The sequence below is a fragment of the Agrobacterium burrii genome (genome assembly GCF_017313405.1).
Lineage (GTDB): Bacteria > Pseudomonadota > Alphaproteobacteria > Rhizobiales > Rhizobiaceae > Agrobacterium > Agrobacterium burrii.
The window spans coordinates 94,043-120,535 of record NZ_JAFLNA010000017.1 but is presented as its reverse complement, the minus strand read 5'-3'; the positions used below and the strand labels follow the sequence as shown (position 1 = coordinate 120,535).

Sequence of the window (26,493 nt, the reverse complement as noted above, 5' to 3'; positions counted from 1 at the left end):
AACGTCCGAAAGTGAAAACCATGCACCAAACCCTCACAGCCTCCCGAAATGCCTCCAGCTCCTGCAATGTCCTTGCGCTTTGCTCGCGCGACAATCCGGCCATACTGACCATCGCTCATCGCGGCTTTTGGACCGCCACTGCCGAAAACTCGCTGGCCTCCGTCCGCGCGGCGGTTGCGGCCGGCGTTGAGATGATCGAGATCGATACGCAGGCGACGGCCGACGGCCGGTTGGTCGTCATTCATGACGAAACGCTCGACCGTACGACGACGGGGAAGGGGACCGTGAGTGAGCTGCCTTTCGAGGTGGTTCGCGCTGCCAGGCTGAAGGCCGGTGCGGGTGGCGATGCGGCTACTGTGACCGATGAATGTGTGCCGACGCTGGAAGAATTGCTGGAAGAGGCGCGTGGCAAGATCACCGTTAATATCGACACAAAATTCACCCGCGATCTGCCGCAGGTCATGGAAACCGTGCTGCGGCTCGGCGTCGAGGATCAGGTTCTGGTCAAGACCGACATTGATCCTGAGGCCGAACGTTTCGAGGTGCTGGACACCGACTGGTTCGGCAAGATCCCGCATATGCCGATGTTCCGGGTGAGAAAAGGCAAGTTTGCCGAGGATCTGCGTCGGATCGAAGCGTTGAAGGCGCCGATGATCGAAGTGAAATTTAGCGATATCGCTGATCTGGCCGAAGGCCAGGACGAGATGGAGCGCCAGAATATCCGCCTGTGGATCAACTCGCTCGACGTTTCCCATTGCCTTCATTTCAACGATACGCGCGCGCTTTCAAATCCCGAATCCGTCTGGGGTGCTCTTGCCGGGGCTGGCGTCGGCGCGATCCAGACCGATGAAGTCGAAGCTTTTACCAACTGGTTGAAGACGGGCGCCGGTGAGACGGGCAGGGCGTGGACACGATGAACGAGCGTCTCGACCGCGCCGTCGCCATCATCGAGGAAGCGATGGGCCTTGCCCTTCGCTTTTTCGAGGCGCGCGACACCATCGCCACCCGGACGAAGGGCTTTCAGGATTTCGTCTCGGAAGCCGATACCACAGTCGAAAGGCTGGTGCGCGACCGTCTGGTGGTGGCGTTTCCCGACGAAACCGTGCTGGGAGAAGAAATGGGCGGCGTGGCCGACGACGCCTACTGGATCATCGATCCCATTGACGGCACTGCCAATTTTCTGCGCGGTTCGCCGCTGTGGGGCATATCGCTCGGTTTCGTGCGCAACGGCCGGCCGGAACTCGGCGTCGTCGCCATGCCAGTGTTCAAGGATATCTATGCGGCGGCGGATGGGACGGGTCTGATGCTGAACGGCAAACCGCTTGCCCGGCATGTGCCTTTCGAGGAGGTGCAGGTCATGTCGCTCGGCGACAGTGCGGCCGCCGACGCGGAAGAAGTGGCGGCCCTCACTGTCGGGTTGAGACATGCCGGCTGGGTGGTGGAATCCATCCGCTCGACATCGATCGGCCTTGCCTTTGCCGCACGAGGCATCTTCGACGGCCATCTGCAGAAGCTGACGACCATGTGGGACATCGCCGGCGGCGTCGTTCTCGCAAGGGAAGCGGGTCTCGATGTCCGTATCGGAACGCGCCCCGGCAGCGGCATCCCCTGGGTTGCCGCCGCAACGCCGGCGCTGATGGCGGTGACGGAGGGGCTCTGGCCGGAGATTGCGGAGAAAGTGCCGGCGGAACCGTCATAAATTTCTTTGGAAGGTAATTGCCGGGTGTTGCCCAGACACCCGCGCTCCTTGTTCGTCTTTCCGGGCGGTTTGGACCCAGCCTCACGCAATAACAGAACTACGTCCATTCGTGCCGGTATAGCCGCGTCCGCTCCACAGCAGGGCCTCGCGCAGCGGATCAGACGTCGCTTCGATGATGGCGCCGACGAACAGGATATGGTCTGCGGCATCGATGGAGCCGACGAGTTCGCAATCCAGGGATAACAGCGCCTTGGCAAGCTTTGGGTTTCCCGAAGGCCAGACATCCCAGTCGCCGATGGAAAACCGGTCCGGCAGGTTGCCTTTTCCAGCAAACACGTCGGCAATTTCCTCCTGTCCTCTGGCAAGTGCTTCGATGGAGAAGCGCCGGCTTGCAGCGATGAGATCGACCATGCGGCTGCTGGCGTCGATGGAGATCATCAGAAGCGGCGGCTCGGCGCTGAGCGGCATGAAGGAAGTGATCGTTCGTCCGACCCTTTCTCCGGCGTGGGAGGCTGTGGCCAAAGCCACAGTAAAGGCCAGACCGGCCATTGCGTCCTTGAATTCACGCGGGGAAATCGTCGGTGAAACGGTGCCTTTGAGCGGAATATGCGTATGGCTTATCACGCTACCATCGATCAGCCTGAGATTATGAGACATGCAGTGCCGGGCTAACCGCCCGCTCCCGGGTTCTTGGAAAAAATGGAAAACTTGGCCGCAGCACCATTCATGAAGTCGGCATTATCAGGCGGCGGTCTTTTCTGGTGCACGCGCGGCCAGATGCCGGAATAATGGCGGTTGAGGTCGAGCCAGACATGCAGCCCGGCTTCGGTATCCGGTCTGATCGCTGCTGCGGGACATTCCCGCTCGCAGATGCCGCAGTCGATACATTGGTCGGGATGGATGACGAGCATGTTCTGGCCTTCGTAGAAACATTCGACCGGGCAGACTTCCACGCAATCCATATATTTGCAGGCGATGCAGTTTTCGGTGACGACATAGGGCATTGAAACGCTCGAATGGAGTTGCAGCCGGACGGCGGCTGTCCGGCTGCGCCTGACCCGGCCAGCCGCACGGGGGGCCGCGGCACAGGCCGGGTCGGTGGGGCTCAAATCAGAGACGCGTGGCTACGGCCTGCCAGTTCACCAGATGATCGAGGAAGTTCTCGATATAGGCCGGACGCTTGTTGCGGAAATCGATGTAATAGCTGTGCTCCCACACATCGCAGCCGAGAAGCGCCTTCTGCCCGAAGCACAGCGGATTGACGCCGTTCTCCGTGCGGGTGATCTTCAGCATGCCGTCGGTATCCACCACCAGCCACGCCCAGCCCGAGCCGAACTGCGATGCACCGGCGAGGGCGAAATTTTGCTTGAACAGCGATACCGAGCCGAAGGATTGCGTCAGCGCATCTTCCAGCGCCTTTGGGATGGTATGATTTCCCGGTCCCATGATCTCCCAGAAGAGATTGTGGTTCCAATGCTGGGAAGCATTGTTGAATATGCCGGACTGCGCGATAGCGGCTTTGTCATAGGTGCCACGGACGATGTCCTCGAGGCTGCTTTTTTCCCATTCGGTGCCCGATATCGCCTTGTTGAGATTATCGACATAGGCCTTGTGGTGAAGATCGTGATGAAACTTCAGCGTCTCTTCGGACATGCCCGATGAAGCGAGCGCATCATGGGCATAGGGGAGGTCGGGAAGCTGGAAAGCCATGGAGTATCCTTTGTCAACTGTTCGCTCAAGAGCATGAAATGAGCCTTGTGGAAACAAGGTGACAATACTTCTAGGGGCTCAACCATGGTTGAGGTCAAGCGGTTTTTAAAGGCAGACGATTGGAGACAAAATGCCGATCGGCGAGCTTGCGAAAGAGACCGGTGTTGTCGTCTTGCCGAGACATATCACACAAGGTGCATGAAGCAGGATCGGCGTGAATGAAGAGGTGCGGCCGCGTGATTACCGAAGAGCTAACGGCCGATGACCCGCAAGTGTAAACGCCCCAACTGATTCCATTTTAATATGCGTATCGGCGGCAAGAGAACTGCTTATCGCGCCGCAGAGGCTGCCTGTCGTCACCACTTGCCCTGCCATTAGCGTGCCGCTCTTGTTGATGGGAGCATTTGCAAAGGCAAGAAGGGGAGCAAGAACATCCCCGTTGGGATGTTTTGCCGTGGCATTGAACAGATGGACAGGACCCTCAGTCACGATCAGATGCAACAGGTCCATGTCGCTTCCGGCGAAGACCTCCAAAATGCGCCGATCTATTTCGGGACCAATGGCGAAGCCGTGATTGGCCAGGCGGTCGGCGAGAAACAGCGGGAAAGGCACCTGGTTTTTTTCCGCCAGTCGATAACGGAGCAACTCGGCACCGAGATGGACCTTGTCGATATACCGTATCAAATCGCCTCTGGTGAAGGGAACCTCACCCACAGCGGGAATGTCTGAGGCGAGGGTAAAGCAGATTTCGACCTCAATGCCTTCCGTCCCTTCGTTTGGGAAAACAGCGAGATTGTCACCATCGGCCCGGTGGCAATCCAGCATCGGCGCGCCGGCGGCCTGGCCATCCGGCCGGATCGCCAGTTTCCAGCCTCTCACCGGCTTCCCGATAAGCTCGGCGAATATACGCTGAACGGCCATTGCCGTCTCGAAGTCCTCAGGAACGAGCCCATCCGCCTCTAGCTGCACAAAAGGAACTTTCGCGCCGCCAAGATCTGCCTGCACAAATCTTCGGGCCAGTTCTTCGATCGCCGTCATTCCCGTCATCATCCCCTTTGCGTTCATACACCGAATGCTGTCATGATTTCGCGCTGCTTGCCAAGGCCATTGATGCCAAGTTTGGCGACGTTTCCAACCTTTCGGAAAATCCGGGAGTTCATCCTAAGGGTGAAGCAGGAACGTTCCAGACCTGCGGCTGTTGGTGCTGCCGCGAGTGATAAAGTGTGGTCAGTCAAACCGGGTTTTGCGGGTGGTGGGACGGAATTTTGCTGTTGTTTTTGGTGTACGATCTGTTGAGACTATTTCAAAACGTCAGTTGATGTCTTTGTTTCTAGGTTCTGCTAGCGTATGGCTCCCCTCCAATACGACGTAAAACAGAGAGTTGACGTATGACAGTGCAATTTCCGAGTGCCGCTCAGGCGCTTGCCGAAGAGGTCGGAACATTACGGAAATGGCTGGATGAGGATGCCCTGCCTTTGTGGTGGGAGGCGGGTTCCGCCCGTCCGGATGGCGGCTTTTACGAGCGCCTCGGCCAGGATGCGAAACCGGTTTTTTCCGATGACCGCCGCGCCCGCGTTCAGCCACGTCAGGCCTATTGTTTCGCCGCTGCCGGCCAGCATGGCTGGCAGGGACAGTGGAAAGACGCGCTCTTGCACGGCTTGAGCTGGTTCGAAAAGGTCTATCGCCTCGATAACGGCCTTTACGGCAACCTTGCCGACCAGACCGGAAAACTCATCGATCCGTCTTTCGATCTCTACAATCAGGCCTTTGCGCTTTTCGCCGCCGCACAGACCGCCGCAAGCCTGCCCGAGCGCAAGGACGAGATGCGCGGCCGGGCGCTGGATATTCTTGCCATCCTCAAGCGCGACTACAAACATCCCGTCGCCGGTTTCGAGGAGGAAAACCCGCCGCGCACGCCGCTCTGCTCCAATCCGCATATGCATCTGTTCGAGGCGATGCTGGCCTGGGAGGTGCAGGACCCGGAAGGCCCGTGGGCGGCTTTGGCCGACGAGATCGCCGATCTGGCGCTTACGCGCTTCATCGATGGCGGCAATGGCGGCTTGCGAGAATTCTTCGAGCATGACTGGACGCCGCACAAGAGCGACAAGGGTCGGATCATGGAGCCGGGCCACCAGTTCGAGTGGGCGTGGCTGCTGGTGCGCTGGGGAAGCCTGCGCAAGAACGGCGCGGCGATCGAAAAAGCCAAACGCATGTTCGAGATCGGCGAAGAGCACGGCATCTGCCCGCGGCGCAAGGTGGCGGTCATGAGCCTTTACGACGATTTTTCAGTGCATGACGCCTTGGCGCGGCTGTGGCCGCAGACGGAATGGCTGAAGGCGGCGGTGCGCCTTGCCAGCGTCACGTCTGGCGAGGAACGGCAGCGTTACCTCGCATCGGGTCTGCGGGCCATCGGCGCGCTGCAACCCTTCCTCGACACACCGGTCAGGGGATTGTGGTTCGACAAATGGCCGGCCGACAGGCCGATGCTCGACGAACCGGCGCCAGCCAGCACGTTCTATCACATCGTCTGCGCCATCTATGAGGCCGAGACCGTGCTGGCGGTCAGCGGATGAATTGAAAATGATGCTAGTCGTCGAAGAGGAATAGCAGGGACTGCTTTCTGAATTGGCTCGGTTCATTTTCCAGTTTTTTTATTCCCATGTTTAAAATGGGATAGTGCTTTTGCTCTGTCAGCCAGTTAAAAAGACAAGGTGGGGCATCAAACTATGGTCACTCTTTCGAAAGGCACGTAATGGCCCTTGATCTGCTGAACCACGAAGATGAGCTGAAGATTGCTAAAGAACTCAACTCCCTGTTAGCTTCAAAATATGCTCAGGAGGTGGTCAATCGTGTTGCAAAGGATGTCATGTCAACACAATTGAATGGAGATCGGGTTGGCGATGGAAAAGTGAAAAATGATAGAGGTGGCTTCCGCGCGACACTCCGTTCGCTTAATCCTGAGCGTCTGATACGAAGAGCGTTACGGAAGCGGTTTTCAAAACAGGGAACGGTCTCGAAGTCGCGGGAAGCTTTCGATTGTCCCGAATATTTTCCCTTATATGTTCAGGGTCTCAACATCCAATATAGTACCGGAACTTTAGTTGACAGGCGAGGTGTTGGCAGAGTTGCTCGTGAGATATTGAAGGAACTAATAAGGCGAGAGGCGCTCGCGACCCTCACGGTTGGATCAGCCTGCGAAAAGCCTATTCATTTTTTCCCTTCTGTTCATTGGTGTCCCTCAGAGCTGCCTCCTCGCTCTGTTGTTATGGTGCACGACGTTATTCCTTTGCTGTTTGAGGACATATTCCACAAATCAACTGTCGGCGAATGGAAGCAGAGATACATTCATACAATCAGAAACGCCGACCTTATTGTAACCGTTAGTGAAAGCAGTTCGGACGATATCTCGCGGATTATTGGTATCCCGAAAGAAAAGATTCACGTCGTTTATAATGGTGTCGATGTTCTGGACTGGGAGGAAGACAAAAGTGTGGATTTTCTCACACCCGACGCTCCTTATTTCGTCTGTATAGGTTCCAACGATTACCATAAGAATATCGACGTCGTGATCAAGGCGATGGGCTACAGCAACGCAGATGACTATCATTTGGTCGTTGTTGGAAAATCACCAAAAGGGTTTTCTGCGGAGTTGACCTCCAGTAGCGCGGGAAAGATACATCCAGTCGGTCGCCTGACAGACGGGCAGTTGGCGAGAGTATTAAAACGATCCAGAGGATTACTTTTCCCCAGTCTATATGAAGGCTTTGGTTTGCCTCCGTTAGAGGCGTTGATGCTTGAAGTTCCCTGCATATGCAGCACGAGACCTGCCATGACAGAGTTACTGCCTGGCGTGGTGGTTTTTTGTGATCCGGATAAACCGCAGGATTGGGCGAATGCCATGCATCAATTGGCTAATTTCCCACCGGACATGGACGTTAGAAGTCAAGTAGCAAGTGAACTTCGGCGCCAGTTCAATTGGGCAAGGTCAACGGATTTGCTTTTATCTGTGCTTGGCAGACTTAAAGATGTTGAACGCTGAAACGACCACGGTTGTTGCAGGTGACGTGACACGAGGTTTTCACAACGCTTTGTGACGCGGCGAGGTGTACTATACCTGCCTGCATTTGCCGTGCGTTTTGATGCAGAAAACCCCGCCACCTGATGTCTTGATGGGTGGCGACGGGATTGCCGCAATTTCTCCATTCACGAGGAAAGTCTCAGTTGCAGGTCAATTCCTGCCGTCTTGACCCGTCGAGTGGAGCCGGACACCAGTAATACGGATGCCGTGCAGGTTATTGCCGGCAATGCGAAATTCCCAGTTGCCAAGCTCCTGCTGCCCGATAGTGAATTCGAGGCTGGTCGTAGCGGTCTTTCCGCTTAACCCGCGTTGCAGGAGCGTGGATGTGGCTGGACCGGTTACGGTATTATATACCTCAATTGTGGCTTCGTCCGCGCGCTCGTCGAAAATTCGTGCGTCTATTTCAACGCGGTATTTTCCCGGCGGCAGCACCATGCCGGGACCATAGAGTTTGTGTTTACCGCCAGTACCGGCCAGATCGAGAATAGAGGTATTCACCTGACCGTACCGTGTTCTCATTTCCGGCAGCAGGTTGCTGTCGATCACGGGCAACAGGGCGAGACCGGCATTTTCGAGTTGCGCACGCGGCAGGTGTGAAGCGAGATAGAATGGAGTACCAGCAATCCGATACAGCGAATCGGCCTCGAAATTTGCCAATTGCTGGCGTACGTTGGCAAGGCTGATACTGTTAGTATGCCAAACCAGTGTTTCGGGTGGGCCGTTATCGCTATTTGGATTATCGAGGTCGTCTTCTTGCAGAAAGGCGCGCGGACGCAGTGAAAGCAGTGCCGGGTCAGCCTTGATGCGTCCCAAGAAATGTCGGTTTTGCTCTATATTGTCCGCTGCCCTGTCGGTGTCTCTCACCACATTGCTGTTCCAGGCCGGTAGAAGGGTACTCCAAGGAAAACTGATGGAAATACCGGCGATTATAAATATTGGAAGCAATATCTGTATGCCCGCCTGTCGCCGGAGCGTACGAGGTTCCTTAAGATGTGATATCTGCGGCGCTACGCTCCACCATAGAAACCAGAAAATAGCGATCTGAAAGGGAAAGGGATAATACACGTCCATTTGGCCGGCAGCATCACTCAAGGCGGTGAAGTTGAGGAGTGACCATGGAATATAAGCCAGGAAGCCGAAAAAAGGTATGGGATTGCGCCAAATGATCGTCGCCAGCAAAGCAATTGCGGCGGGCAGCACGAGATAGAGGCGCTGCGTAAACAAGATGGCGAGCCGCTCCTGCATCAGTGACCACGTCAGGTGCGCATAAGGAGGGACACCAGTGTAGATGCGAGTAAAGGCGCCATCAGCTGGAAACAGCGAACTGCGGATCAGCACGGCTGCCAGCGACAGACAGAAGGCCGGCAGTAGCAGCGTCAGTATATTGCTCCCAGCTGTCACACGACGGCTGCTCCACATGGTCCAGACCCATAACAGTCCGAGCGGCGCAACGATATGGAAGCCCATATCCTCGCGCACCGAAAGCGCCAGTATTAAAAACAATGCCGCCAATCGCCGTTTGCCGCTAAAGAAGGCGGCGAGGCAGGCGCAGACCATTAGCGCACCCAACGCTTCGATATGGGGGTATGCCAGGATAAACATGGCCAGACCGTTGAAGGCAAAAGCCAACGCCAGAAGGGCCTGCCAAAGCGGTCTTTCTGCAAAGCAGGGTATTCTGCGCAGAGCAATCCACGCCAATAAACCGCTGCCCCCGAGAACTACGCCCTGGAAGCTGGCAAACCATGTTATCGGTCCCCATGGCCAGAAAAAGCTTAGCAGGCCAGTGGCGTAAAGGATTGGCGACAGATGTGTGCTATAGAAAAGATTGTTGTCGATAACGGATGGGTTGGTCAGGTTGAAATCCTGTGGGCGCCACATCAGCGCCGCAAACCAGCCGCTATCGTGTAGATAGCCACCCGACACATAGAAATGGTTCATCACAAAGCTGAAACCGGCTAGAAACGGCACCAGAAAGGATAGGAGCACAGCTATGCTTTCCTTCACTAGTGCGAGCCTCGGCGCTGTCGGTTCAAGTGTCTGGCAAATCATTCCCATTTGTTGCTTCTCTGTCGCCGTTTTCGCGACGATCTCTTAAATTACTATGCAAGTGCTGCGCCGGTATCGGCGTGATCACGATCAGGCACGTTTCTTCACGCAGAAGCGGAAAAATATAAAATCTTTATATTTTCATCACTTTAAAGAAGCGCTCCGGAATATTTCGAATGATCAACATGATCAACTGCCAGACAGGACGTACATAGACGATGTTTCTTTTGCGTAGAACGGCGCGTTCAATCGCAACCGCAACCTCTTTTGGGTCGGCTGTCAGTGCCGCCGGTAAATCCATCCCCTCTGTCATTTTGGTTGCAACAAACCCCGGTAAAACTGTAACCACATGGACACCGCGCTTCGCGAGGCGGTTGCGTAGGCCAGAGAGAAATGCGGTAAAAGCAGCTTTGGCGGAACCGTAGACGTAATTAGTTGCGCGGCCGCGCTCGCCGGCAACGGAACTGATCCCGACAAGCGTACCCGATGCCCGTTGTTCGAAGCGATTGGCGAGAAGTGCCAGGATACTTGCTGGGCCTTCATAATTACTGCGCATAACTTGGCTCGCGGCAATAGGATTGCGTTCGCTTTCCTCCTGTCGACCCATCAGCCCGATGGTGGAGATTGCAATTTCGGGCAGACGGGGAAGGTTGTTCAGGAATTCTTCGTGTGTATCAATCGAGAGTGCATCAAATTCATGCAATGTGACCTCGACACCGTAACGGAGTTCGATATCACGTTTCTCGATGTCGAGACCTTCCGAATTGCGCGCTGCCAGTTGGATAGCGTATCCTTCTGCGGCAAATTTACGGGCTACAGCGTTGCCAATGTCCGACCGAGCACCAATAATAAGGACAGCCGGTTTCGTCATATTGAGAGCCTTTCTGCCTGAGACGAAATAAAGCGGCTTTTCCAGCCATTTTCGTCCCGAGAATGTATGAATTTTTCTACGCGTGGATCTGAGGCCCGTAACGTGCGAGCGGACATACGGCTGTCTTTCGCCAAGTAAAAGCGCCCGCCATTCTCGACGGCAATTTCGTCCAGATGGTTCAGTAAACGAAGGGTTTTCCTTGAGATTGGGAAATCAAGCGCAAGAGTGTAGCCTTCCATGGGAAAGGAAAATTTGCTGTCCTGCGGGCCAAGTCTTTTAAGAACGGCCAGAAAAGAGCCAGCTCCGGCAAGGGAAATAGCCTCAAGCAGGGCCGAAATTCCTTTTTCTGAACGATCAAGCGGCAGTACACACTGAAATTGCGCAAACCCGCTTCGACCATATATCCGGTTCCAGCCCAGTACCGAATCTAACGGGTAGAAATATGAATCGCAATCAACGAGATGCTCTCCAGTTTTGCTGACCCCTTTTTTGTAGTATAGCTTGTTGAACAGGCTTACGGTTATTCGATTCAAAATACCGGATGGCAAAGTGATAGGTAATCTGACTACCCGTTTATCAGGCTGCCCGAACGGTTCGTTGGCATGTCTCGCTGGGAGATCGGATATCGAGGCATGTTCGCCTAACATGATTAGAGAACGCCCTAAATCCTTTCCACGCCCGAGGCAATCGATCCAGGCGACTGAGTACGTCGCGTCCTTGTATTTTTCGAAGATTTCAATTGCTGTCCGCAGGTTCGGAGCCGGGACAGTTGTTTGCCGGATCCACGAAGTCTCGACGCGTCTGAGGCGGAACGCCGCGCGTAGAATGATCCCGGTCAGACCCATGCCGCCCAATGTATGTTCGAAGAGATTAATATTCGTCTTGTGGGAGCATCGGATAGTCTCTCCTTTGAAGTCCAGGACATCTATCCAGTCGACACATGTTCTAAAACTGCCCTCTTTATGGTGGTTTTTACCATGGACATCCGCAGCAATCATGCCACCTAGAGTAACGAATTTCGTTCCCGGCGTGACCATGGGGAACCAACCACTAGGTAGAAATGCCTTGATGATGTCGCCCAGCAGTACTCCAGATTCCGCGACAAGCTGACCAGTCTGCTTTTCGAAAGAGAGCATGCGATTGAAATATTTCATTGAAATAGTGCTGAATGGATTAATCGCACTATCGCCATAGGCACGGCCATTGCCACGGGCTATTACACTATGCTTGGAGTTCACCAAATCGCACAGTGTTTCCACATCGCGCGGAAAATAAAGTTGGGTCTCTATCGAAGGGTATCGACCCCAGCCAGATATTTTCATAACGCGAGCTCTCCGCGTTTGTCGTTAAAGACAAACCGCTTGTCGAGATTGTACTTAACGACATATCCCATCGCCAACCCGATAATGGCGCCGATTTCCCGCATAAGATCGGTTTGCCAGATTTGCCAAAACGTGGTCTCGGCTCCCCAGAATATCAGAGTGGTTAGAATGCCCATTACTGTGTATAGCGTGAATTTTCGGGTGTTGTTTTTCACTCCCATATCTTGGTCATAGAAAATCCATCGCTTGTCGAGTGCATATTTTATGACGAGACCTACAAGCGTTCCCATTCCTATGGCGGCAATAAAGTGGGTACCGGTGCTTCCAGTCTGAAGAACAATCCGTTGCGTGGCCAGGTTTGCAAAAGTCGCTACGGCAGCGAATATAGCATACCTAAAAGTCAGCGTGCCTGGTGTCATAATAGTGCACTTCCCAGTGTGAAGGCCAAGATTATCAATGCACATATTTGACTGGTGCCATCTTTAGCTGCGTACACGACCGGATCGTCATGCATCAAACCGCGGTGCGCGATCATGACAGCGCGGGTGATCCAGTAAAGGAGAATCGCACAGACCCCCCAAAGCGCCTCCGGGCGTGCATAAAGCTCCATCACTGCAGGGGAATTGACATAAAGCGTCATCACGAGCACGGAGACGTAGCCAGCAGCGATCGCGATCATTGAAATTATAGGCAAGTCATCGACATGATAACCCCTGCCGCTTGGTTTCAAATTTCCCCGCTCTGCGCTGTCGATTAACTCAGCCTGCCTTTTGATGGCTGCTAGCGATAAGAAAAAGAAAACGGAGAACGCTAGCAGCCAGATTGATATGCCAATCGACGTCGCCACGGAACCGGCAAAAATCCTTATCGTATAAAGTGCAGCGAGCATGCAGATATCAACGACAATCAACCTCTTGAGATAGAGCGAATAAGCGGTCGTCAACAGATAGTAGCCGATCATGACTACCAGAAATTTCCAGCTTATAAAAAACGCGAAAAAAGAACCGAGACCTACAAGCGTTCCCGCCATTAAGGTGCCATGTGTGATGGGAACGGTGCCTGCGGCAAACGGCCGTTTTCGTTTTCGCGGGTGCGCTCTGTCTGCAGAAAGATCGAGCAGATCGTTCAAGACATATACGCCTGAAGCTATCAGGCTGAAGCACACAAATGCCGCTATCGACGCGACGACGGTTGCTCCATCTATCTGATGTGCGGCAAGCATCGGTACGAATACAAGGAGATTCTTTAACCATTGGTGAGGCCTGAGTGCCTTGATATATGGTTTTATAGAATCTTTTTCGCTCTGAAGGTGTTCCACGGTGTCGCAAAGTGCTTCGACTTTCGCGCGCACTTTTCTTGGTACATCGACTGTGATTGCTTTTTCCGCACGTTCCCACACGGGCAAATCGGCCGCGGTGTCCCCCATGTAAAAAAAGCCACTTTCTCCGAAGCGCTCTTGCAAAAACGCAGCTTTAGTTGCACCTTTCAGATTACGTGTGCCGTCGGAGCCGTGTACCTCATCAAAGATACCGAGATGATCCGCTATTGCTTGTGCGACTTGCTGATCAGAGGCTGTAACAAGAACGGCACGACCACCGGCGCTTCGCCATTCCTCGATATAAGCCAGTACTTTATCGTTATAAGGAAGCACACTTGCATCTACGGTTGCCGCGCGGGCGAGGTGACGTTTCAAGTGAGCGCGCCCATGTGACAGCGCTGAAACTGCACTGAAAAGACAGCGCCAATTCGAGCCAAAGGCTGACCAGAAATTTTCGTATAGCATGTCGGTGCGGAGAAGGGTTCCGTCCAAGTCAACGACCAGCATTTTTCGGGTATCGAAATTCAACGGTTCATCGCTCTTTCGTCATGCGTTTTTTTGTTGTGGCGGAGCCCGGATATGTAAGGGCGCTATCAAGCGGTTACTCCGCCGCGGACGCCAGAGAGCCTCGTTATCCTTTTTTAGGGCGTCCTAACGTATAGGGCTCGGTCACGCAATCGATTGATGACCGGTTAGCGCAGAAACATTTTGAAAAGATCGGAAATAATTCGAAAGCTATTGAAAACTTCCAACATAATCTGATAGCTGCTGCGGGCGCATAATTGCGGATTTTGCTTGTTGGGAAGAGACACATGAAAACGGCACTCGTCTGCGGAGCAGGTGGATTTATTGGCGCACATCTGGTCAAGCGCCTGAAACGCGAAGGTTTCTGGGTGAGAGGCGTCGACCTCAAGTTCCCAGAATACGCTGCAACTGAGGCTGACGATTTCGTTATCGCAGACTTGCGGGAGCAGGCTAACTGTCGAGCAGTAATTGATCGCAGGTTCGATGAGGTATATCAGCTCGCCGCCGATATGGGCGGTGCGGGGTATATTTTTACGGGTGAGAATGATGCTGATATCATGCACAATTCGGCCACCATCAATCTCAACGTTTTGGATGCCTGCTACCGTCGCAACATAAAGCGGGTATTTTACAGCTCTTCAGCCTGTATGTATCCCGAGCATAACCAGACCGACCCGAGTGCTCCCGTAACGCGGGAAGACAGCGCTTATCCGGCAAATCCGGACAGCGAATATGGCTGGGAAAAGCTGTTTTCCGAACGTCTTTATCTTGCTTATAATCGCAATCACGGGATGGAATGCCGTGTTGCGCGTTATCATAACATCTTTGGCCCGGAAGGGTCCTGGGTTGGAGGACGCGAGAAGGCGCCGGCAGCACTCTGCCGTAAAGTCGCGGAGGCTGAAGCCGGTGGAGCGATCGAGATCTGGGGCGATGGTCTGCAGACGCGGTCGTTTCTCTTTGTCGATGAGTGCCTTGAGGCCACTCTGCGGCTGACGCGATGTGAAACCTTTGCCGGACCGGTGAATATTGGCTCTGAAGAGATGGTTTCGATCAACGAACTCGCCAGGATCACCATGCGAGTGGCTGGCAAGGATCTCGAAATTCACAATATTCCAGGCCCGCAAGGTGTACGTGGTCGTAACTCCCACAATGACCTTATTCGAGAAAAGCTGGGATGGGAGCCAAGCCTTACGCTTGAGCAGGGGCTGGCCCGTACCTATCCCTGGATTGCTCGTCAGGCCGAGCTTGCACGTGGAAAAAACAAGTGACGGCCGGCGGCCCGATCTGTAGCGAGATATTATGATGAAGCCGAAACTCTCTGTTATAGGCCTGGGCAAACTCGGTGCGCCCATGCTTGCCGTCTTTGCCAAAAAGGGCTTTGACGTCATTGGTATGGATTTGAATTCCGCATTTGTGGATTCAATCAATCGTGGTGTGGCGCCGGTTCCTGAGCCGCAACTCCAGGAGTTGATCACGGAGCACGGCGGGCGCATTCGCGCTACGACCGATATCCGCGAAGCGGTGCTTTCCTCGGACGTGACCTTCATCATCGTTCCGACCCCAAGTGGACCGGATCGTTTTTTCCGCAATGACTATGTGATCTCTGCGCTGGAGAGCATCGGCGCGGCATTGCACGACAAGAGCGGCTACCACAATGTCGTTATCACCTCCACCGTCATGCCTGGCTCTACAGGTGGTATTCTGCGACAGACGCTTGAGCGCGCATCCGGTCGAACCGTGGGCTCGGATCTTGGTTTGTGTTATAATCCGGAATTCATAGCGCTCGGCACTGTGGTCCGCGATATGCTTTATCCAGATATGATTCTTATCGGCGAAAGCGACCCTAAATCGGGCGATTTGCTCGAAAGCGTCTATCGTGGCTCGACAGAGAGCAATCCTGAGTTCCAGCGAATGAACTGGGTCAATGCGGAACTTTGCAAGATTGCCGTTAATACTTACGTGACTACAAAGATCAGCTACGCGAATATGATCGCCGACATGTGTGATCACCTCGACGGTGCAGATGCGGATGTTGTGACGGATGCTCTCGGTGCCGACAGCCGGATAGGGAAGAAATACATCAAGGGTGCCATCGGTTATGGTGGTCCCTGTTTCCCACGTGATAACAAGGCATTCGCGGCGCTCGGACGGAGCCTTGGCGCGCGCACGGATCTCGCCGAAGCGACGGATGTCATCAATGATCACCAGACCGAACGTCTTGTGAGGGCTATAGCGGCATCTGCTGATCCCGGAGCACAGGTTGCAATTCTCGGATTGTCTTACAAGCCGGAAACGCCGGTGATTGAGGAAAGCCAGGGATTAGCGCTCGCTCACAAACTGGTCAGCATCGGCTATCGTGTGCGGATCACGGACCCGCAGGCGCTCGTCAGTCTTCCGGATCAGATCGCCGATGGGATCGTGATTAAGGTCGATGCGGACAGCGCCATGGCGGGAGCAGATGTGGTCGCGATTGTGACGCCTTGGAAAGTCTACCGCAATCTCGACATTGCGGCGGCTGGGCCGAAGGCGGTTATTGATCCGTGGCGAGTAGTCGACGCTGCAAAGCTTTCGGCTGCCATAACGTTGATCAGACCCGGTATGGGCGATTGGCTCTCGGATGCCGCCGCAGCGAAACATAACCGGGTAATGTCATGATATCGATCGTCCTCTATGGAAGGAACGACAGTTACGGTTATAACCTCCACAAGAGGGCTGCTCTCAGCCTGAATTGTATGGCGGAAGTGCTGACCGACGAAAATGATGAAATTCTTTTCGTCGACTACAACACGCCGGATGATTTTCCGACCTTCCCGGAGGCGATCTGCGACACGCTGACAGATCGTGCGAAACGCCTTTTGCGGATCATTCGCATAAGGCCAAGCGTTCATAATCAGTTCTTCGCGTCTCGTACGCATCTGAAGGCTCTTGAGCCGATTTCACGTAACGCTGCCGTCAGGCGGTCCAATCCTGCGAACCGCTGGATATTGTCGACCAATACGGACATGATCTTTGTACCACGCGGGTCGCAGTCCTTATCTGAACAGTTGGCCGGACTGAAGGACGGATTTTATTGCGCTCCTCGTTTCGAGATACCCGAGACGCTGTGGGAGAGCTTTGATCGGCTTGATCCGGCTGGAGTTATTGCTGAAACGCGCGCGATGGGAGAGACCCTTCATCTCAATGAAATTGTCTACGGCGCTGATTCAATTCTTTATGATGCGCCGGGTGACTTCCAGCTCATGAGACGCGAAGATCTTTTTGCCATCCATGGGTTCGATGAGCGGATGCTCCTGGGTTGGCACGTTGACTCGAATATTTCTAAGCGCCTTGTAATGCTTCACGGAAAAGTTAGCGACGCTGTACCCGCAGTTTTTGGTTATCATTGCGACCACACGCGTCAGACGACACCAATGCACGCACATAAAAGCGTGGAGAATAATCCAGAAGAATTTATCGACGGGGTGAAGAGGCCTGACATTCCCGATCAAGCGGAAGTTTGGGGGCTCAACGGAATAGAACTGGAAGAAATCAGCCTGACGAATACCGTCAATATGGCTTATCGTCTTTCCCTTTCTGAAGCGATAGAGACACCGCTTACTCGTCCGCTGGAAGCAAGATATCGAGCAGAGTCTTATGACAATGAAACCGGCAGTCCAGAACACGTCTTGCCGTTTCTCGTTGATCTTTTTGCGAATGCCCCACGGAACACGCAGGTCGTCTGGATTGGTCCTCTGGATCGCATGTTCAACCTTTTTACCCGTTGTTGGGATAGTCTTGGTTTCTCTAATCGCGTGACAGTTTGGCAAGCGGGCCCGGAGCATTCGGCCACGCTTGCTCAGGCGGATGCTTTCGTAATCAATTTCGGGCTTCCTGATAAGGCTGAAGGCGAGGCTCTTGCCGAAGTTCTAAACGGATTTTTTGCTGCGATAGTTGATGAACGTCGGCATTTGGCAAAAAAGGGGGAGCCGAGACGCTTCATTGGCATTAATGCGGTTCATAATCGCTTTGAATCTATTATGCAGCGGTTCGTTGGGTGCGGACGTACGCCCTTTTCCGCGCGGCTTCGCCACGGTTATCTTCTTCAGTCCATATTTAAGGACGTTGACGACTGGACGCCAGAAATGCGTGCCGGTGCGGCAGGTGTTCGGGAGAAGGATGTCATCCGCTCCAACAGTGAAGTTGGGCACATTTTTTTTGGGCCTTACGCTCATTTGGCACCCGGTGACTATCGTATAGATTTGACTCTATCGCGCCGATGGGATCACCCGTTGAAATGCAGGCTCAACCTCGATCTGCTTCAAGGCGACAAGGTTCTTTACGAAAAGAAAGTAAACCTTCTCCGAGGGAAGGTAACTGCCAAGCTATCGTTGCATGTTGCCCCTCGCGACATATTGCTTCCCGTACAAATTCGCCTCCACTCATCTGGTAAGGCACGTATAACACTCGAAAATGTCGTAGTTAAACGTACCTCTAAACTTGCTGAGGATTGGTCGATATGACGCTATCTGCTTTTCGCCATAGGTTTGCGAGTTTTCGTGCGGTTGGTTGTGATCCATTGGTATCAGAAGTCGAAAGATTGAATGCCGATGGGCAGGATATTCGCAACGTTGCTGCTCGGGTGAAGAACGGGAACCTGCCACTCCCGCCTTCTGTTCTTAAGGATACAGAGTTTAAGACAGGAACCTTAAGCGCACTTGCTTTGAAACGAAAAGCAACGGTGACGTTTGCTGCGGGTCTCAACTAAGCGTGAAAGCCCAGCTATGAACTCAAATGGTGCAATCGGAAATAGAGCGCCTTGGAAGGTGCTTAAAACTCATGCCATTTACGACGCTCCACCATTTTTGGAGCTCTCGGTTGAAATGGTCGAGTTGCCGGATGGGCGCGTTGTCGACGATTATCATCAAGTTCATTTGCCTGATTTTTCGATTGCCGTGCCGATTCTCGCCGATGGTCGTATTTTGACTTTATGGCAATATAAACATGGTGCTCGATGCTATTCCATGACCTTTCCCGCTGGCCATGTGGAGCCCGGGGAAGATGCTGTTGAGGCGATGCTGCGGGAACTGCGAGAAGAAACCGGCTATGTGGCTGAGAATGCGGTTAGCTTTGGCAGTTATGCCGTTAGTGGCAATCAGGGCTGTGGGCGTGCGCATCTTTTCGCCCTGACGGGTTGTTGTCCCGCCGGCGTCGCCGATCACGACGATCTTGAAACTTTCGATCTTAGAGTTATGACAGTGGAGGAAATAAATGCGGCGATCGATCAGGGACATTGTGCAATCCTTCCTCAGCTCGCCGTCTGGCTCGCGACCAGAGCACATTTCGGGTTCTGACGATCAGCGACTGGCCGAACATGAAACAGGTCTGACCGTTCACGCTCCGGCTCCTGCTGTCCAGCTCGATCTGGCTCCGATCTGGACCATGGTTCCAGAGGCAGAGCCAATTCGGCTTGGCGCGTACTACGCCCACATGCGGGGCTACTATCCTTATTGTGAGATGCAAACCAAACGCTGGTGTGTCCGCAACATCGGCCGCGATTGGCGTATTTTTGATGTCGGGGGTAATATCGGATATTACTCCGCACTTTTTGGTCGCTGCGCACCTGAAGGCCGGGTTGTTGCATTCGAACCGACGGAAACGCATCGTATGCTTAGGCACAATCTTGAGCTCAACGGCATTTCAAATGTCGAAGTCCAGCAGATTGCAATGGGGGAGGCCGAAGGTAACCGTCGTGATGCGATATTCCGCGTCTGGGGCAGTCCCGCGGAAGTGGAGGAGTTTCCTTTCTCGACAGTGGACGCGGAAATGCGGCGTCTGGAATGGGACAGGCTTGATCTTCTTAAGGTTGATGTCGATAGCTTCGATCTCGAAGTGTTGAAAGGCTCTCTTCAGACACTCGACAAATTTAACCCATGGATTCTCGTCGAACTTAATCATGCCTTGGCGGAAAGAAAGCAGAGCGTATCTCAGGCGCTCGAATGGTTGGCATCGGTAGGTTACCAAGATGCTCTCGTGATGGACGGCGAGAATTTCCTTTTGCGTCGTCCTGAGGGCGCGCCGGTTGCCGTTGATGGCTTGAGGCTCATACATGAACGGGAGCCTGTCTATGTTGCACCTGTTCTTGTGGCGACGGAAGCACAGGCGGCTAACGTTGCTGCAGTATTCGAACTACCTAGTACTGGTGTTCTGGATGAAGAAACCGGTGATCTGGTTATCAATGCACCAGCCTGGGGCTATGGCTTGATCTGGAAAGTGCAACCAATCTGTGAAGGACCGGCAATCGTACGTTTGTCCGTTGGCGTCTCTGGAGCGGATATCGGAGTTCTTTGCGTTAGGGAGGGTTTTTCGGATATCATTGGATCGGAAGCTTTTATACTGCCGGGCGGAGAAACTACGGTCGAGATAGCGCTTGAGCAGGTCGAGGACCTGCGTGGGATTGTTATCAGAAGAGGCCCGACGCTATCTGGTGTGGCTCGAGTACGTTTCAATGAGCCGGTTGTCTTGCAGGCGGAAGCTCGGCGTAATGTTACCCCGCCGCTTTCGATGAACCCGGCTCAAAAAGAGACCAACTTGAGTGATGCCGCGCAAGGGCTCTCATCATTGGCTTTTGATGTGCCAGAAAACCGGCTCGAAATCGTTGACGCTCATATGCTGGGAGAACGCCTTGGCTTGGACTACTCGTTCCGAGCTCCGATTAATCTCGTTAATATGCCGCTTACCCAGTTCCGTATGGAAGTCCATGACGCGAAGATATTGGGACAGCTATACCGTGCGTTTCGACCAAAACATCATCTGGAGTTTGGGACCTGGGAGGGGTTTGGTGCGCGGCTTTGCCTGCAAAACTCCGAAGCTCTCGTCTGGACGCTGAACCTTCCTGAAGGGGAAAAGGATGATGAGGGGCGTCCTTTGTATTCAGACGCATCCGGCGTCACTGATGGTGGAAACCGGATCGGACGACTTTATCGCGAAGCTGGATTGGCCGGGCGAGTAACCCAGATGTTGATGGACAGTCGGGAGTTCGACACAGCTGCTTTCGGTCCGAATTTCTTCGATACAATCCTGATCGACGGTGGCCATACGGCCGATGTAGTCACCAACGATACCGAAAAGGCCTTGCAGGTGGTTCGTCCGGGCGGACTTGTCATGTGGCATGATTTTTGTCCTGATCCCTTGATCGTAGCCGAACAAAATGCTGCTCAGGGCGTGGTTGAAGCCGTGCTGCTGAACTGGAAAGAGTGGCGTCCGCGCTTTTCATCCTTATTTTGGGTAAGACCCTCATGGCTTCTGGTCGGGGTGGTTGCTGATGGCGGCGTGAGTGCAAGTGAAGACAATGATACGCAATAAACAGGTTACATCCGCGACTTTCACCTCGGCTTACGCGCAAGGCTTTCTTCGTTGTGCCGTTGCTTCACATTTGGTTACTCCTGCTTCGCCATTGGCCAATGCTGCGGCAACTACGCCGCTACTGGAAACGGCAGACGAGCAGTCGGTGGGCCTTCTTGTCCTGCCCGAACTTGGTCTGACCGGTTACGCGATTGATGATCTTCTGCATCAGCAAACGCTGCTTGATGAAACAGAGTCTGCTCTTGAACTGCTGCGAAAGCGTACCGAGACGCTAATGCCCGTGGTCCTCGTTGGAATGCCGGTCCGCTGGCAGGGACACCTTCTCAATTGCGCGGTAGTGCTGCATCGAGGTCGGCTTCTAGGTATTGTACCGAAAACCTATCTGCCCAATTATCGCGAATTCTACGAGGCGCGGCACTTCGCATCGGGTGCCATAGTTGAAAAGGGTGCCGTGATAGAAATGTTGGGAACTGAGGTTCCAATCGGTACGGACCTTTTGTTCACTGCGCAGGATATAGAAAATTTTGTGCTGGCGATTGAAATTTGCGAAGACGTTTGGGTGCCAACGCCGCCCTCATCCATGGCTGCCCTTGCCGGCGCGACAGTCATCGCAAATCTTTCTGCGTCCAATGCTATTATCGGTAAGTCGGCCGAACGTCATGCGCTTTGCCGTGTGCAATCTGCTCGTTGCAATGCTGCTTACCTCTATTCGGCGGCCGGTTTCGGTGAGTCGACGACTGACCTTGCCTGGGATGGCCATGCAATGGTCTATGAAGCTGGAACTCTTTTGGCTGAATCCGAGCGCTTTTCTACAAGTGCCGGTATGATCGTTACGGATGTCGATCTGGAACTTCTGGCAGCTGAACGGCTACGAAACGGCAGCCTTGTTGCAAATCGGCGCGATCTTGCGCCGAAAGCCTATAGGCACATTCGCTTTCATCTTCAGCCTCCGGCAAATGACATAGGCCTGCGTCGAAAGGTTGCTCGCTTTCCATTCGTTCCGGATGACAAAGGTCAGCTTGACGTTCTTTGCGAAGAAGCTTTCCAAATACAATCTCAAGGTCTTGCTCGTCGTTTAAAGGCGAGTAACATCGAGCGTGTGGTCATTGGTGTTTCGGGTGGATTGGATAGTTCGCACGCCCTGCTGGTTGCGCTCCACGCCATGGATCTGCTGAAACTTCCCCGTTCAAATGTCCTAGCGTGGACTTTACCGGCTTTTGCGACCTCAAATACGACGAAATCGAATGCTTGGCGACTTATGCGGGCGTTGGGAGTGACTGCGGACGAGATCGATGTAGGCCCGGCTTCAATGCAAATGTTGCGGGATATCGGCCATCCCGCCGCAGAGGGAGAGAAGGTTTATGATATTACCTTCGAGAACGTCCAGGCTGGGGCTAGAACGTCGCTCCTTTTCCGACTGGCAAACCGTCATAATGCGATTGTTCTAGGCACAGGTGATCTCTCTGAACTCGCTCTTGGTTGGGCGACCTATGGCGTCGGTGATCACATGAGCCACTACAATGTCAATTGCTCGGTCCCAAAAACGCTTATTCAGCACCTTATTCGATGGGTAGCGGCACGCGGACTTTACGGTGAAGAGGCATCTGCCGTTCTTCGGAATATATTGTCGACAGAAATCAGTCCAGAATTGGTACCGGGTGATGCGGATGCGCCAAGCCAGAGGACTGAAGATTTCGTCGGACCTTATGCGCTTCAAGACTTCAATCTTTTTTATACGGTAAGATATGGCTTGAGGCCGTCCAAGCTGGCTTTTCTTGCATGGCACGCTTGGCGAAATGTCAAAACGGGTAGCTGGCCGCCGGATTTCGCAGACGCTGATCGACGGGACTACGATTTGGAAACCGTTCGATCATGGCTAAGAGTTTTTATCAGGCGCTTCTTTCAAACCAGCCAGTTCAAACGAAGTGCCGTGCCTAACGGTCCTAAAACGAGTTCAGGCGGCTCTTTGTCTCCACGCGGCGACTGGCGTATGCCATCAGATGCGTCAGCGGATGCTTGGCTGCGGGAGCTTGACCTGGCGCTAGCCCCGCCGCCGAAAAATTAAGAGGGGCTGGCAGCGCATTCTGGTCAAATGACATCTCTTTATCGACTGTAAATCCGAATGCTCCGTTTATATGAGGAGCATTCGTCAATTACGCCCTTTTATAATCATCCTCGATGCGAATGACATCATCCTCGCCGATATAGGCCCCGGTCTGGATTTCGACCAGTTCGAGCGGGATCTGCCCCTCATTGGCCAGCCGGTGCGGCTGGCCGATCGGGATATAAACCGACTGGTTTTCCGTCAGCAACTTCGTCTCTTCGCCAATCGTCACCGTCGCCGTTCCCTTGACGACGATCCAGTGTTCCGAGCGATGATAATGTTTCTGGAACGAGATGCGGTGGCCGGGATCAACCGTGATGTGGCCGACGCGGTAGCGCTCATCCACATACATGTGTTCGATGTATCCCCAGGGGCGATAAACACGTTTGTGCGCTTGCGTTCGCGGCGCATGGTCGCTGTCCTTCAGCGTCTCCACCAGCCCCTTGACATCCTGCACCCGGTTTTTCGGCACCACCAGAACCGCATCCTTGGTGGCCACCACCACCAGATCCTTGGCGCCCACCACCGTCGTCAGCAATTGCGTGGAGTGAATGAGGCAGCCCTCGGAATCAATGAACACGCCATCGCCTTCCAGCGCATTGTCGTTGCCGCGCTTCTCAGCGATCTCCCAGATCGCGTCCCAGCTGCCGATATCCGACCAGCGAAAATGGCCATGCACCACCGCCATGCGTTTGGTTTTTTCGATCACCGCATAGTCGATGGAGTTTTTCGGCGAGGCCTCAAAGCTTGCCTGATGCAGGCGCACAAAGCCAAGGTCGCTTTCATATTGCTCGACCGCCTGCGTTACCGCCGCCAGAATCTCCGGCGCGAAGGCCTTGAGTTCGGCGATCATCACGTCGGAGCGGAACAGGAAGTTGCCGGAGTTCCACAGATAACCTTTTTCAAGATAGGAAATCGCCGTCTTTACATCCGGCTTTTCCACGAAGGCATCGACGGTGCTCAAATCTTCCTCGCCATCGATCGCCTGGCCCGGTTTGATATAACCATAGGAAGTGCGCGGCTCGGTCGGCACCAGCCCGAAGACGACAATATTACCCTGATCGGCGGCCTTGGCGCCGAGTTTCACGGCATCGGAGAACTTGTCGGCATCCAGCACCACATGGTCGGCGGCAAGCGCCAGTACCAGACATCCCGGCTCACGCCGCTCCGCCAGCACGGCGGCGGCGGCCATGGCGGCGGCGCTGTCGCGGCGGGCGGGCTCAAGCACCACCGTTGCCGGCAGATCGATCTCTTCCGCCTGACGGCGGGCGAAGAAACGGAAATCCTCGTTGGTGATGACAAGCGGTTCGGCATACAGCCCCTTGTCACCCACCCGCATCAGCGTCTGCTGATAGGTCGAAAGATTGCCGACCAGCGGCTGGAACTGCTTGGGCAACTGGTCACGCGAAACAGGCCAGAGCCGCGAGCCCGCACCGCCAGCAAGAAGAACCGGCGTGATCTTTCGAGAGTGTTCCTTCACAATAAAACCTTTCCAATGCGGCCTGATAAAGGATCAGGATTATGCTACGTCCGCATCGAACTGGATGCTGTGCAGGCGTTTATAAAGGCCATCCGTTGCAAGCAGTTCACGCCGACTGCCTTCTTCTACGACCTGTCCATTATCCATAACGACGATCTTGTCGGCTCGATTGATTGTTGAAAGCCGGTGAGCAATGACAATAGACGTCTTGTTCAGGGTCAGGCGCTCAAGTGCATCCCTTACGAGGGCTTCGGATTCTGAATCCAGGGCGCTGGTCGCCTCGTCGAGGATCAAAATGTCGGCATCTCTCAGCATGGCGCGAGCGATCGCCACACGCTGTCTCTGGCCGCCGGATAGGCCTGAGCCATTTTCACCGAGCTTGCTGTCGTAGCCGTCAGGCATCTTCATGATGAAGTCATGCGCATTGGCAGCCTTGGCAGCAGCTATGATTTCTTCTTCTGTCGCGTCGTCACGGCCAACGGAAATATTGTGCTTTACGGTGCCCGAAAACAGGAAAGTTTCCTGACCGACATAAGATACATGCTCGCGCAGGCTCGCAAAGGAAGCATCACGCAAATCCATGCCGTCGATTTCAACGGAACCGTTTTGAGGATCGTAAAGGCGCATCATAAGATTGATAATGGTGGATTTTCCGCTGCCGGAAGGACCTACCAGTGCGGTCATTTTGCCGCCCTCAAAGAGCACACTGACATCCTTCAGAACCGGCTGGCCTGAAACATATTCGAAGCTGACGTTCTTCAGTTCCACATCGCCACTTGCCTTGGGGAGAGGCTGAGCGTCCTTTTTTTCGTCAAGCGTCAAAGGGGCGTCCAGAACCTCGAACATCATGCGGACCCCGATCATGCCGCTTTCGATCTGGATTCTCATACGCGCCAGACGTTTTGCCGGTTCGTAAGCAAGAAGCAGAGCGGTTATAAAGGCCATCAGATCGCCAGGAGAACCGCCTTTTTCCAGAACAGTATAACCGGAAACGGCAATGACGACGGCAATCGCGAGGCCGGACAGTGTTTCCATGATCGGGCTGGTCGCCGCTTCAAGCTTCGCAATACCATTGGCGCGATGCTCAACGTCAGACACCGCCTTGTTCATACGTTGACGCATAAGTTTCTCAAGCGAAAACGCTTTGATCACGCGGACGCCGATGCTGGTTTCCTGCACGACGTTGACGATTTCGCCAAGCGAAGCAAGTTCCGCTTCCATGATCTTGCGCACGCGACGCAGGACAAGACGGACGCTGAAGATTGCGATGGGTCCTATAATCATTGAAATCGCGCTCAGAAGAAAATTCTGGGCGAACATCACCACGATCAAGCCGATGAGCGAAAGCAGGTCACGTATAAACGACGTGACGATCGTATCGATAACGCTTCTGGCAGCCTGTGCATTGTAGGTTACTCGAATTAGCAATTCCGACGATGGCAGGTTCTGAAAGAACGATACGCCTTGCTTCAGCAGGCGATCATAAATTTTGCGTTGCTGCTCCGCGACAATGCTGTTGCCTGCTTTGCTCAGATAATAGCTCTGAACGAACGTGGCGAGGCCCTTGACGATGAATATTGCGGCGACAGCAAACGCAATCTGAAGAACGACATCAAAACCACGTTTCAGATAAACGCTGTTAACGATATCGCGCATGATCCAGGCGCTGAGAGATGTCGTTGCAGCGACGACAACCATTGCCGCGATTGCCATCGAGTACCAGCTAACGTGCTTTTTGAAGTTCTCTTTGAACAGTCGTACCAGCAGCTTCTTGTCGTTTTGCGACAAAAATGATCCGATCACAGCGATATTCCTAAATTGGTGCAGAAACTACATTTGGTGAGTGTTATCACGTTAGATGAACAAACCCAAACTAGCGGAGTGATGTTCTGTGTGTAACGCTCATATATGATCTGCTCAAGTTTCATGCTCAGAAAACTCAAAGCTTAACACTGGTCCCAAATGCCGAGGCACGTCTAATCCAAAATTGGTTTAGTGC

The 26,493-nt window shown here is 53.8% G+C and carries 22 protein-coding genes; 11 read left to right on the top strand and 11 right to left on the bottom strand.

The features are described 5' to 3' along the window. Window positions 1-20 precede the first annotated feature (20 nt). Both JZX89_RS25125 and JZX89_RS25120 read left to right on the top strand, forming a co-directional pair. Entirely contained in the window at window positions 21-917 is an 897-nt protein-coding gene (locus JZX89_RS25125; RefSeq protein ID WP_207135690.1) for a glycerophosphodiester phosphodiesterase family protein, read from the top strand. Next, the gene (locus tag JZX89_RS25120) at window positions 914-1,699 is read left to right on the top strand and encodes an inositol monophosphatase family protein (protein ID WP_153516892.1); all 786 of its coding nucleotides are present in this window, start codon (window positions 914-916) and stop codon (window positions 1,697-1,699) included. Before JZX89_RS25125 ends, JZX89_RS25120 begins: the two co-directional genes overlap by 4 nt. Window positions 1,700-1,780: 81 nt before the next feature. On the opposite strand, the gene JZX89_RS25115 is transcribed toward JZX89_RS25120, so the two are convergent. The 4 genes from JZX89_RS25115 to JZX89_RS25100 form a co-directional block, all read right to left on the bottom strand. Beyond that, window positions 1,781-2,356 carry a flavin reductase family protein gene (locus tag JZX89_RS25115; RefSeq protein WP_153516817.1) on the bottom strand — a complete coding sequence of 192 codons (576 nt, stop codon included), beginning with the start codon at window positions 2,354-2,356 and terminating at the stop codon, window positions 1,781-1,783. Window positions 2,357-2,367: 11 nt separating this feature from the next. After that, on the bottom strand, window positions 2,368-2,703 hold the full coding sequence (gene fdxA, locus JZX89_RS25110; protein WP_207135689.1) for a ferredoxin FdxA: 336 nt from the start codon (window positions 2,701-2,703) through the stop codon (window positions 2,368-2,370). A 106-nt stretch (window positions 2,704-2,809) separates the two neighbouring features. Further along, window positions 2,810-3,409, bottom strand: a complete 600-nt coding sequence (locus JZX89_RS25105) for a superoxide dismutase (protein ID WP_207135688.1) — start codon at window positions 3,407-3,409, stop codon at window positions 2,810-2,812. A 240-nt stretch (window positions 3,410-3,649) separates the two neighbouring features. Further along, window positions 3,650-4,447 (bottom strand): 2-keto-4-pentenoate hydratase, encoded by a 798-nt coding sequence (locus JZX89_RS25100; RefSeq protein ID WP_153516815.1) that lies wholly within the window; start codon window positions 4,445-4,447, stop codon window positions 3,650-3,652. Between the two features lie 350 nt (window positions 4,448-4,797). Between JZX89_RS25100 and JZX89_RS25095 the strand changes: the two genes are divergently transcribed. Next, entirely contained in the window at window positions 4,798-5,982 is a 1,185-nt protein-coding gene (locus JZX89_RS25095; RefSeq protein WP_246746794.1) for an AGE family epimerase/isomerase, read from the top strand. 179 nt (window positions 5,983-6,161) lie between these two features. Then, window positions 6,162-7,448 (top strand): glycosyltransferase family 4 protein, encoded by a 1,287-nt coding sequence (locus JZX89_RS25090; RefSeq protein WP_207135687.1) that lies wholly within the window; start codon window positions 6,162-6,164, stop codon window positions 7,446-7,448. 189 nt (window positions 7,449-7,637) lie between these two features. On the opposite strand, the gene JZX89_RS25085 is transcribed toward JZX89_RS25090, so the two are convergent. From JZX89_RS25085 to JZX89_RS25065, 5 genes are all read right to left on the bottom strand, one after another. Next, a complete protein-coding gene (locus JZX89_RS25085) occupies window positions 7,638-9,491 on the bottom strand; it encodes a glycosyltransferase family protein (RefSeq protein WP_207135686.1) in 1,854 nt (617 codons plus the stop codon). Between the two features lie 175 nt (window positions 9,492-9,666). Then, window positions 9,667-10,404, bottom strand: a complete 738-nt coding sequence (locus tag JZX89_RS25080) for an SDR family oxidoreductase (protein ID WP_153517166.1) — start codon at window positions 10,402-10,404, stop codon at window positions 9,667-9,669. Further along, the gene (locus tag JZX89_RS25075; protein ID WP_207135685.1) at window positions 10,401-11,726 is read right to left on the bottom strand and encodes an FAD-binding oxidoreductase; all 1,326 of its coding nucleotides are present in this window, start codon (window positions 11,724-11,726) and stop codon (window positions 10,401-10,403) included. Before JZX89_RS25075 ends, JZX89_RS25080 begins: the two co-directional genes overlap by 4 nt. Then, the gene (locus JZX89_RS25070) at window positions 11,723-12,145 is read right to left on the bottom strand and encodes a GtrA family protein (protein WP_207135684.1); all 423 of its coding nucleotides are present in this window, start codon (window positions 12,143-12,145) and stop codon (window positions 11,723-11,725) included. The genes JZX89_RS25075 and JZX89_RS25070 overlap by 4 nt, the downstream gene beginning before the upstream one ends. Then, window positions 12,142-13,572, bottom strand: coding sequence for a UbiA family prenyltransferase (locus JZX89_RS25065; protein WP_207135683.1), 1,431 nt, complete (start codon window positions 13,570-13,572; stop codon window positions 12,142-12,144). The genes JZX89_RS25070 and JZX89_RS25065 overlap by 4 nt, the downstream gene beginning before the upstream one ends. 284 nt (window positions 13,573-13,856) lie before the next feature. Here JZX89_RS25065 and JZX89_RS25060 point away from each other — a divergent pair, with 284 nt between their 5' ends. From JZX89_RS25060 to JZX89_RS25030, 7 genes are read left to right on the top strand one after another with little or no spacing between them, the layout of a single operon-like run. After that, complete coding sequence (locus tag JZX89_RS25060) at window positions 13,857-14,837, top strand: NAD-dependent epimerase/dehydratase family protein (RefSeq protein WP_153517162.1); 981 nt, start codon at window positions 13,857-13,859, stop codon at window positions 14,835-14,837. A gap of 31 nt (window positions 14,838-14,868) precedes the next feature. After that, the gene (locus JZX89_RS25055; protein ID WP_153517161.1) at window positions 14,869-16,224 is read left to right on the top strand and encodes a UDP-glucose dehydrogenase family protein; all 1,356 of its coding nucleotides are present in this window, start codon (window positions 14,869-14,871) and stop codon (window positions 16,222-16,224) included. Beyond that, window positions 16,221-18,068, top strand: coding sequence for a hypothetical protein (locus JZX89_RS25050; protein ID WP_207135682.1), 1,848 nt, complete (start codon window positions 16,221-16,223; stop codon window positions 18,066-18,068). Before JZX89_RS25055 ends, JZX89_RS25050 begins: the two co-directional genes overlap by 4 nt. Then, window positions 18,065-18,313: a hypothetical protein gene (locus JZX89_RS25045; protein ID WP_153517159.1), complete on the top strand. Its 249-nt coding sequence runs from the start codon at window positions 18,065-18,067 to the stop codon at window positions 18,311-18,313. Before JZX89_RS25050 ends, JZX89_RS25045 begins: the two co-directional genes overlap by 4 nt. Window positions 18,314-18,329: 16 nt before the next feature. Then, window positions 18,330-18,899 carry an NUDIX hydrolase gene (locus tag JZX89_RS25040; protein WP_153517158.1) on the top strand — a complete coding sequence of 190 codons (570 nt, stop codon included), beginning with the start codon at window positions 18,330-18,332 and terminating at the stop codon, window positions 18,897-18,899. Next, entirely contained in the window at window positions 18,817-20,910 is a 2,094-nt protein-coding gene (locus tag JZX89_RS25035; protein ID WP_174375328.1) for a class I SAM-dependent methyltransferase, read from the top strand. The genes JZX89_RS25040 and JZX89_RS25035 overlap by 83 nt, the downstream gene beginning before the upstream one ends. Beyond that, the gene (locus JZX89_RS25030; protein ID WP_210348626.1) at window positions 20,897-22,975 is read left to right on the top strand and encodes an NAD(+) synthase; all 2,079 of its coding nucleotides are present in this window, start codon (window positions 20,897-20,899) and stop codon (window positions 22,973-22,975) included. Before JZX89_RS25035 ends, JZX89_RS25030 begins: the two co-directional genes overlap by 14 nt. 88 nt (window positions 22,976-23,063) lie before the next feature. On the opposite strand, the gene JZX89_RS25025 is transcribed toward JZX89_RS25030, so the two are convergent. Both JZX89_RS25025 and JZX89_RS25020 read right to left on the bottom strand, forming a co-directional pair. Continuing rightward, window positions 23,064-24,494, bottom strand: coding sequence for a mannose-1-phosphate guanylyltransferase/mannose-6-phosphate isomerase (locus tag JZX89_RS25025; RefSeq protein ID WP_207135680.1), 1,431 nt, complete (start codon window positions 24,492-24,494; stop codon window positions 23,064-23,066). A gap of 39 nt (window positions 24,495-24,533) precedes the next feature. Continuing rightward, window positions 24,534-26,297: an ABC transporter ATP-binding protein gene (locus tag JZX89_RS25020; RefSeq protein WP_207135679.1), complete on the bottom strand. Its 1,764-nt coding sequence runs from the start codon at window positions 26,295-26,297 to the stop codon at window positions 24,534-24,536. Between the last annotated feature and the right edge of the window lie 196 nt (window positions 26,298-26,493).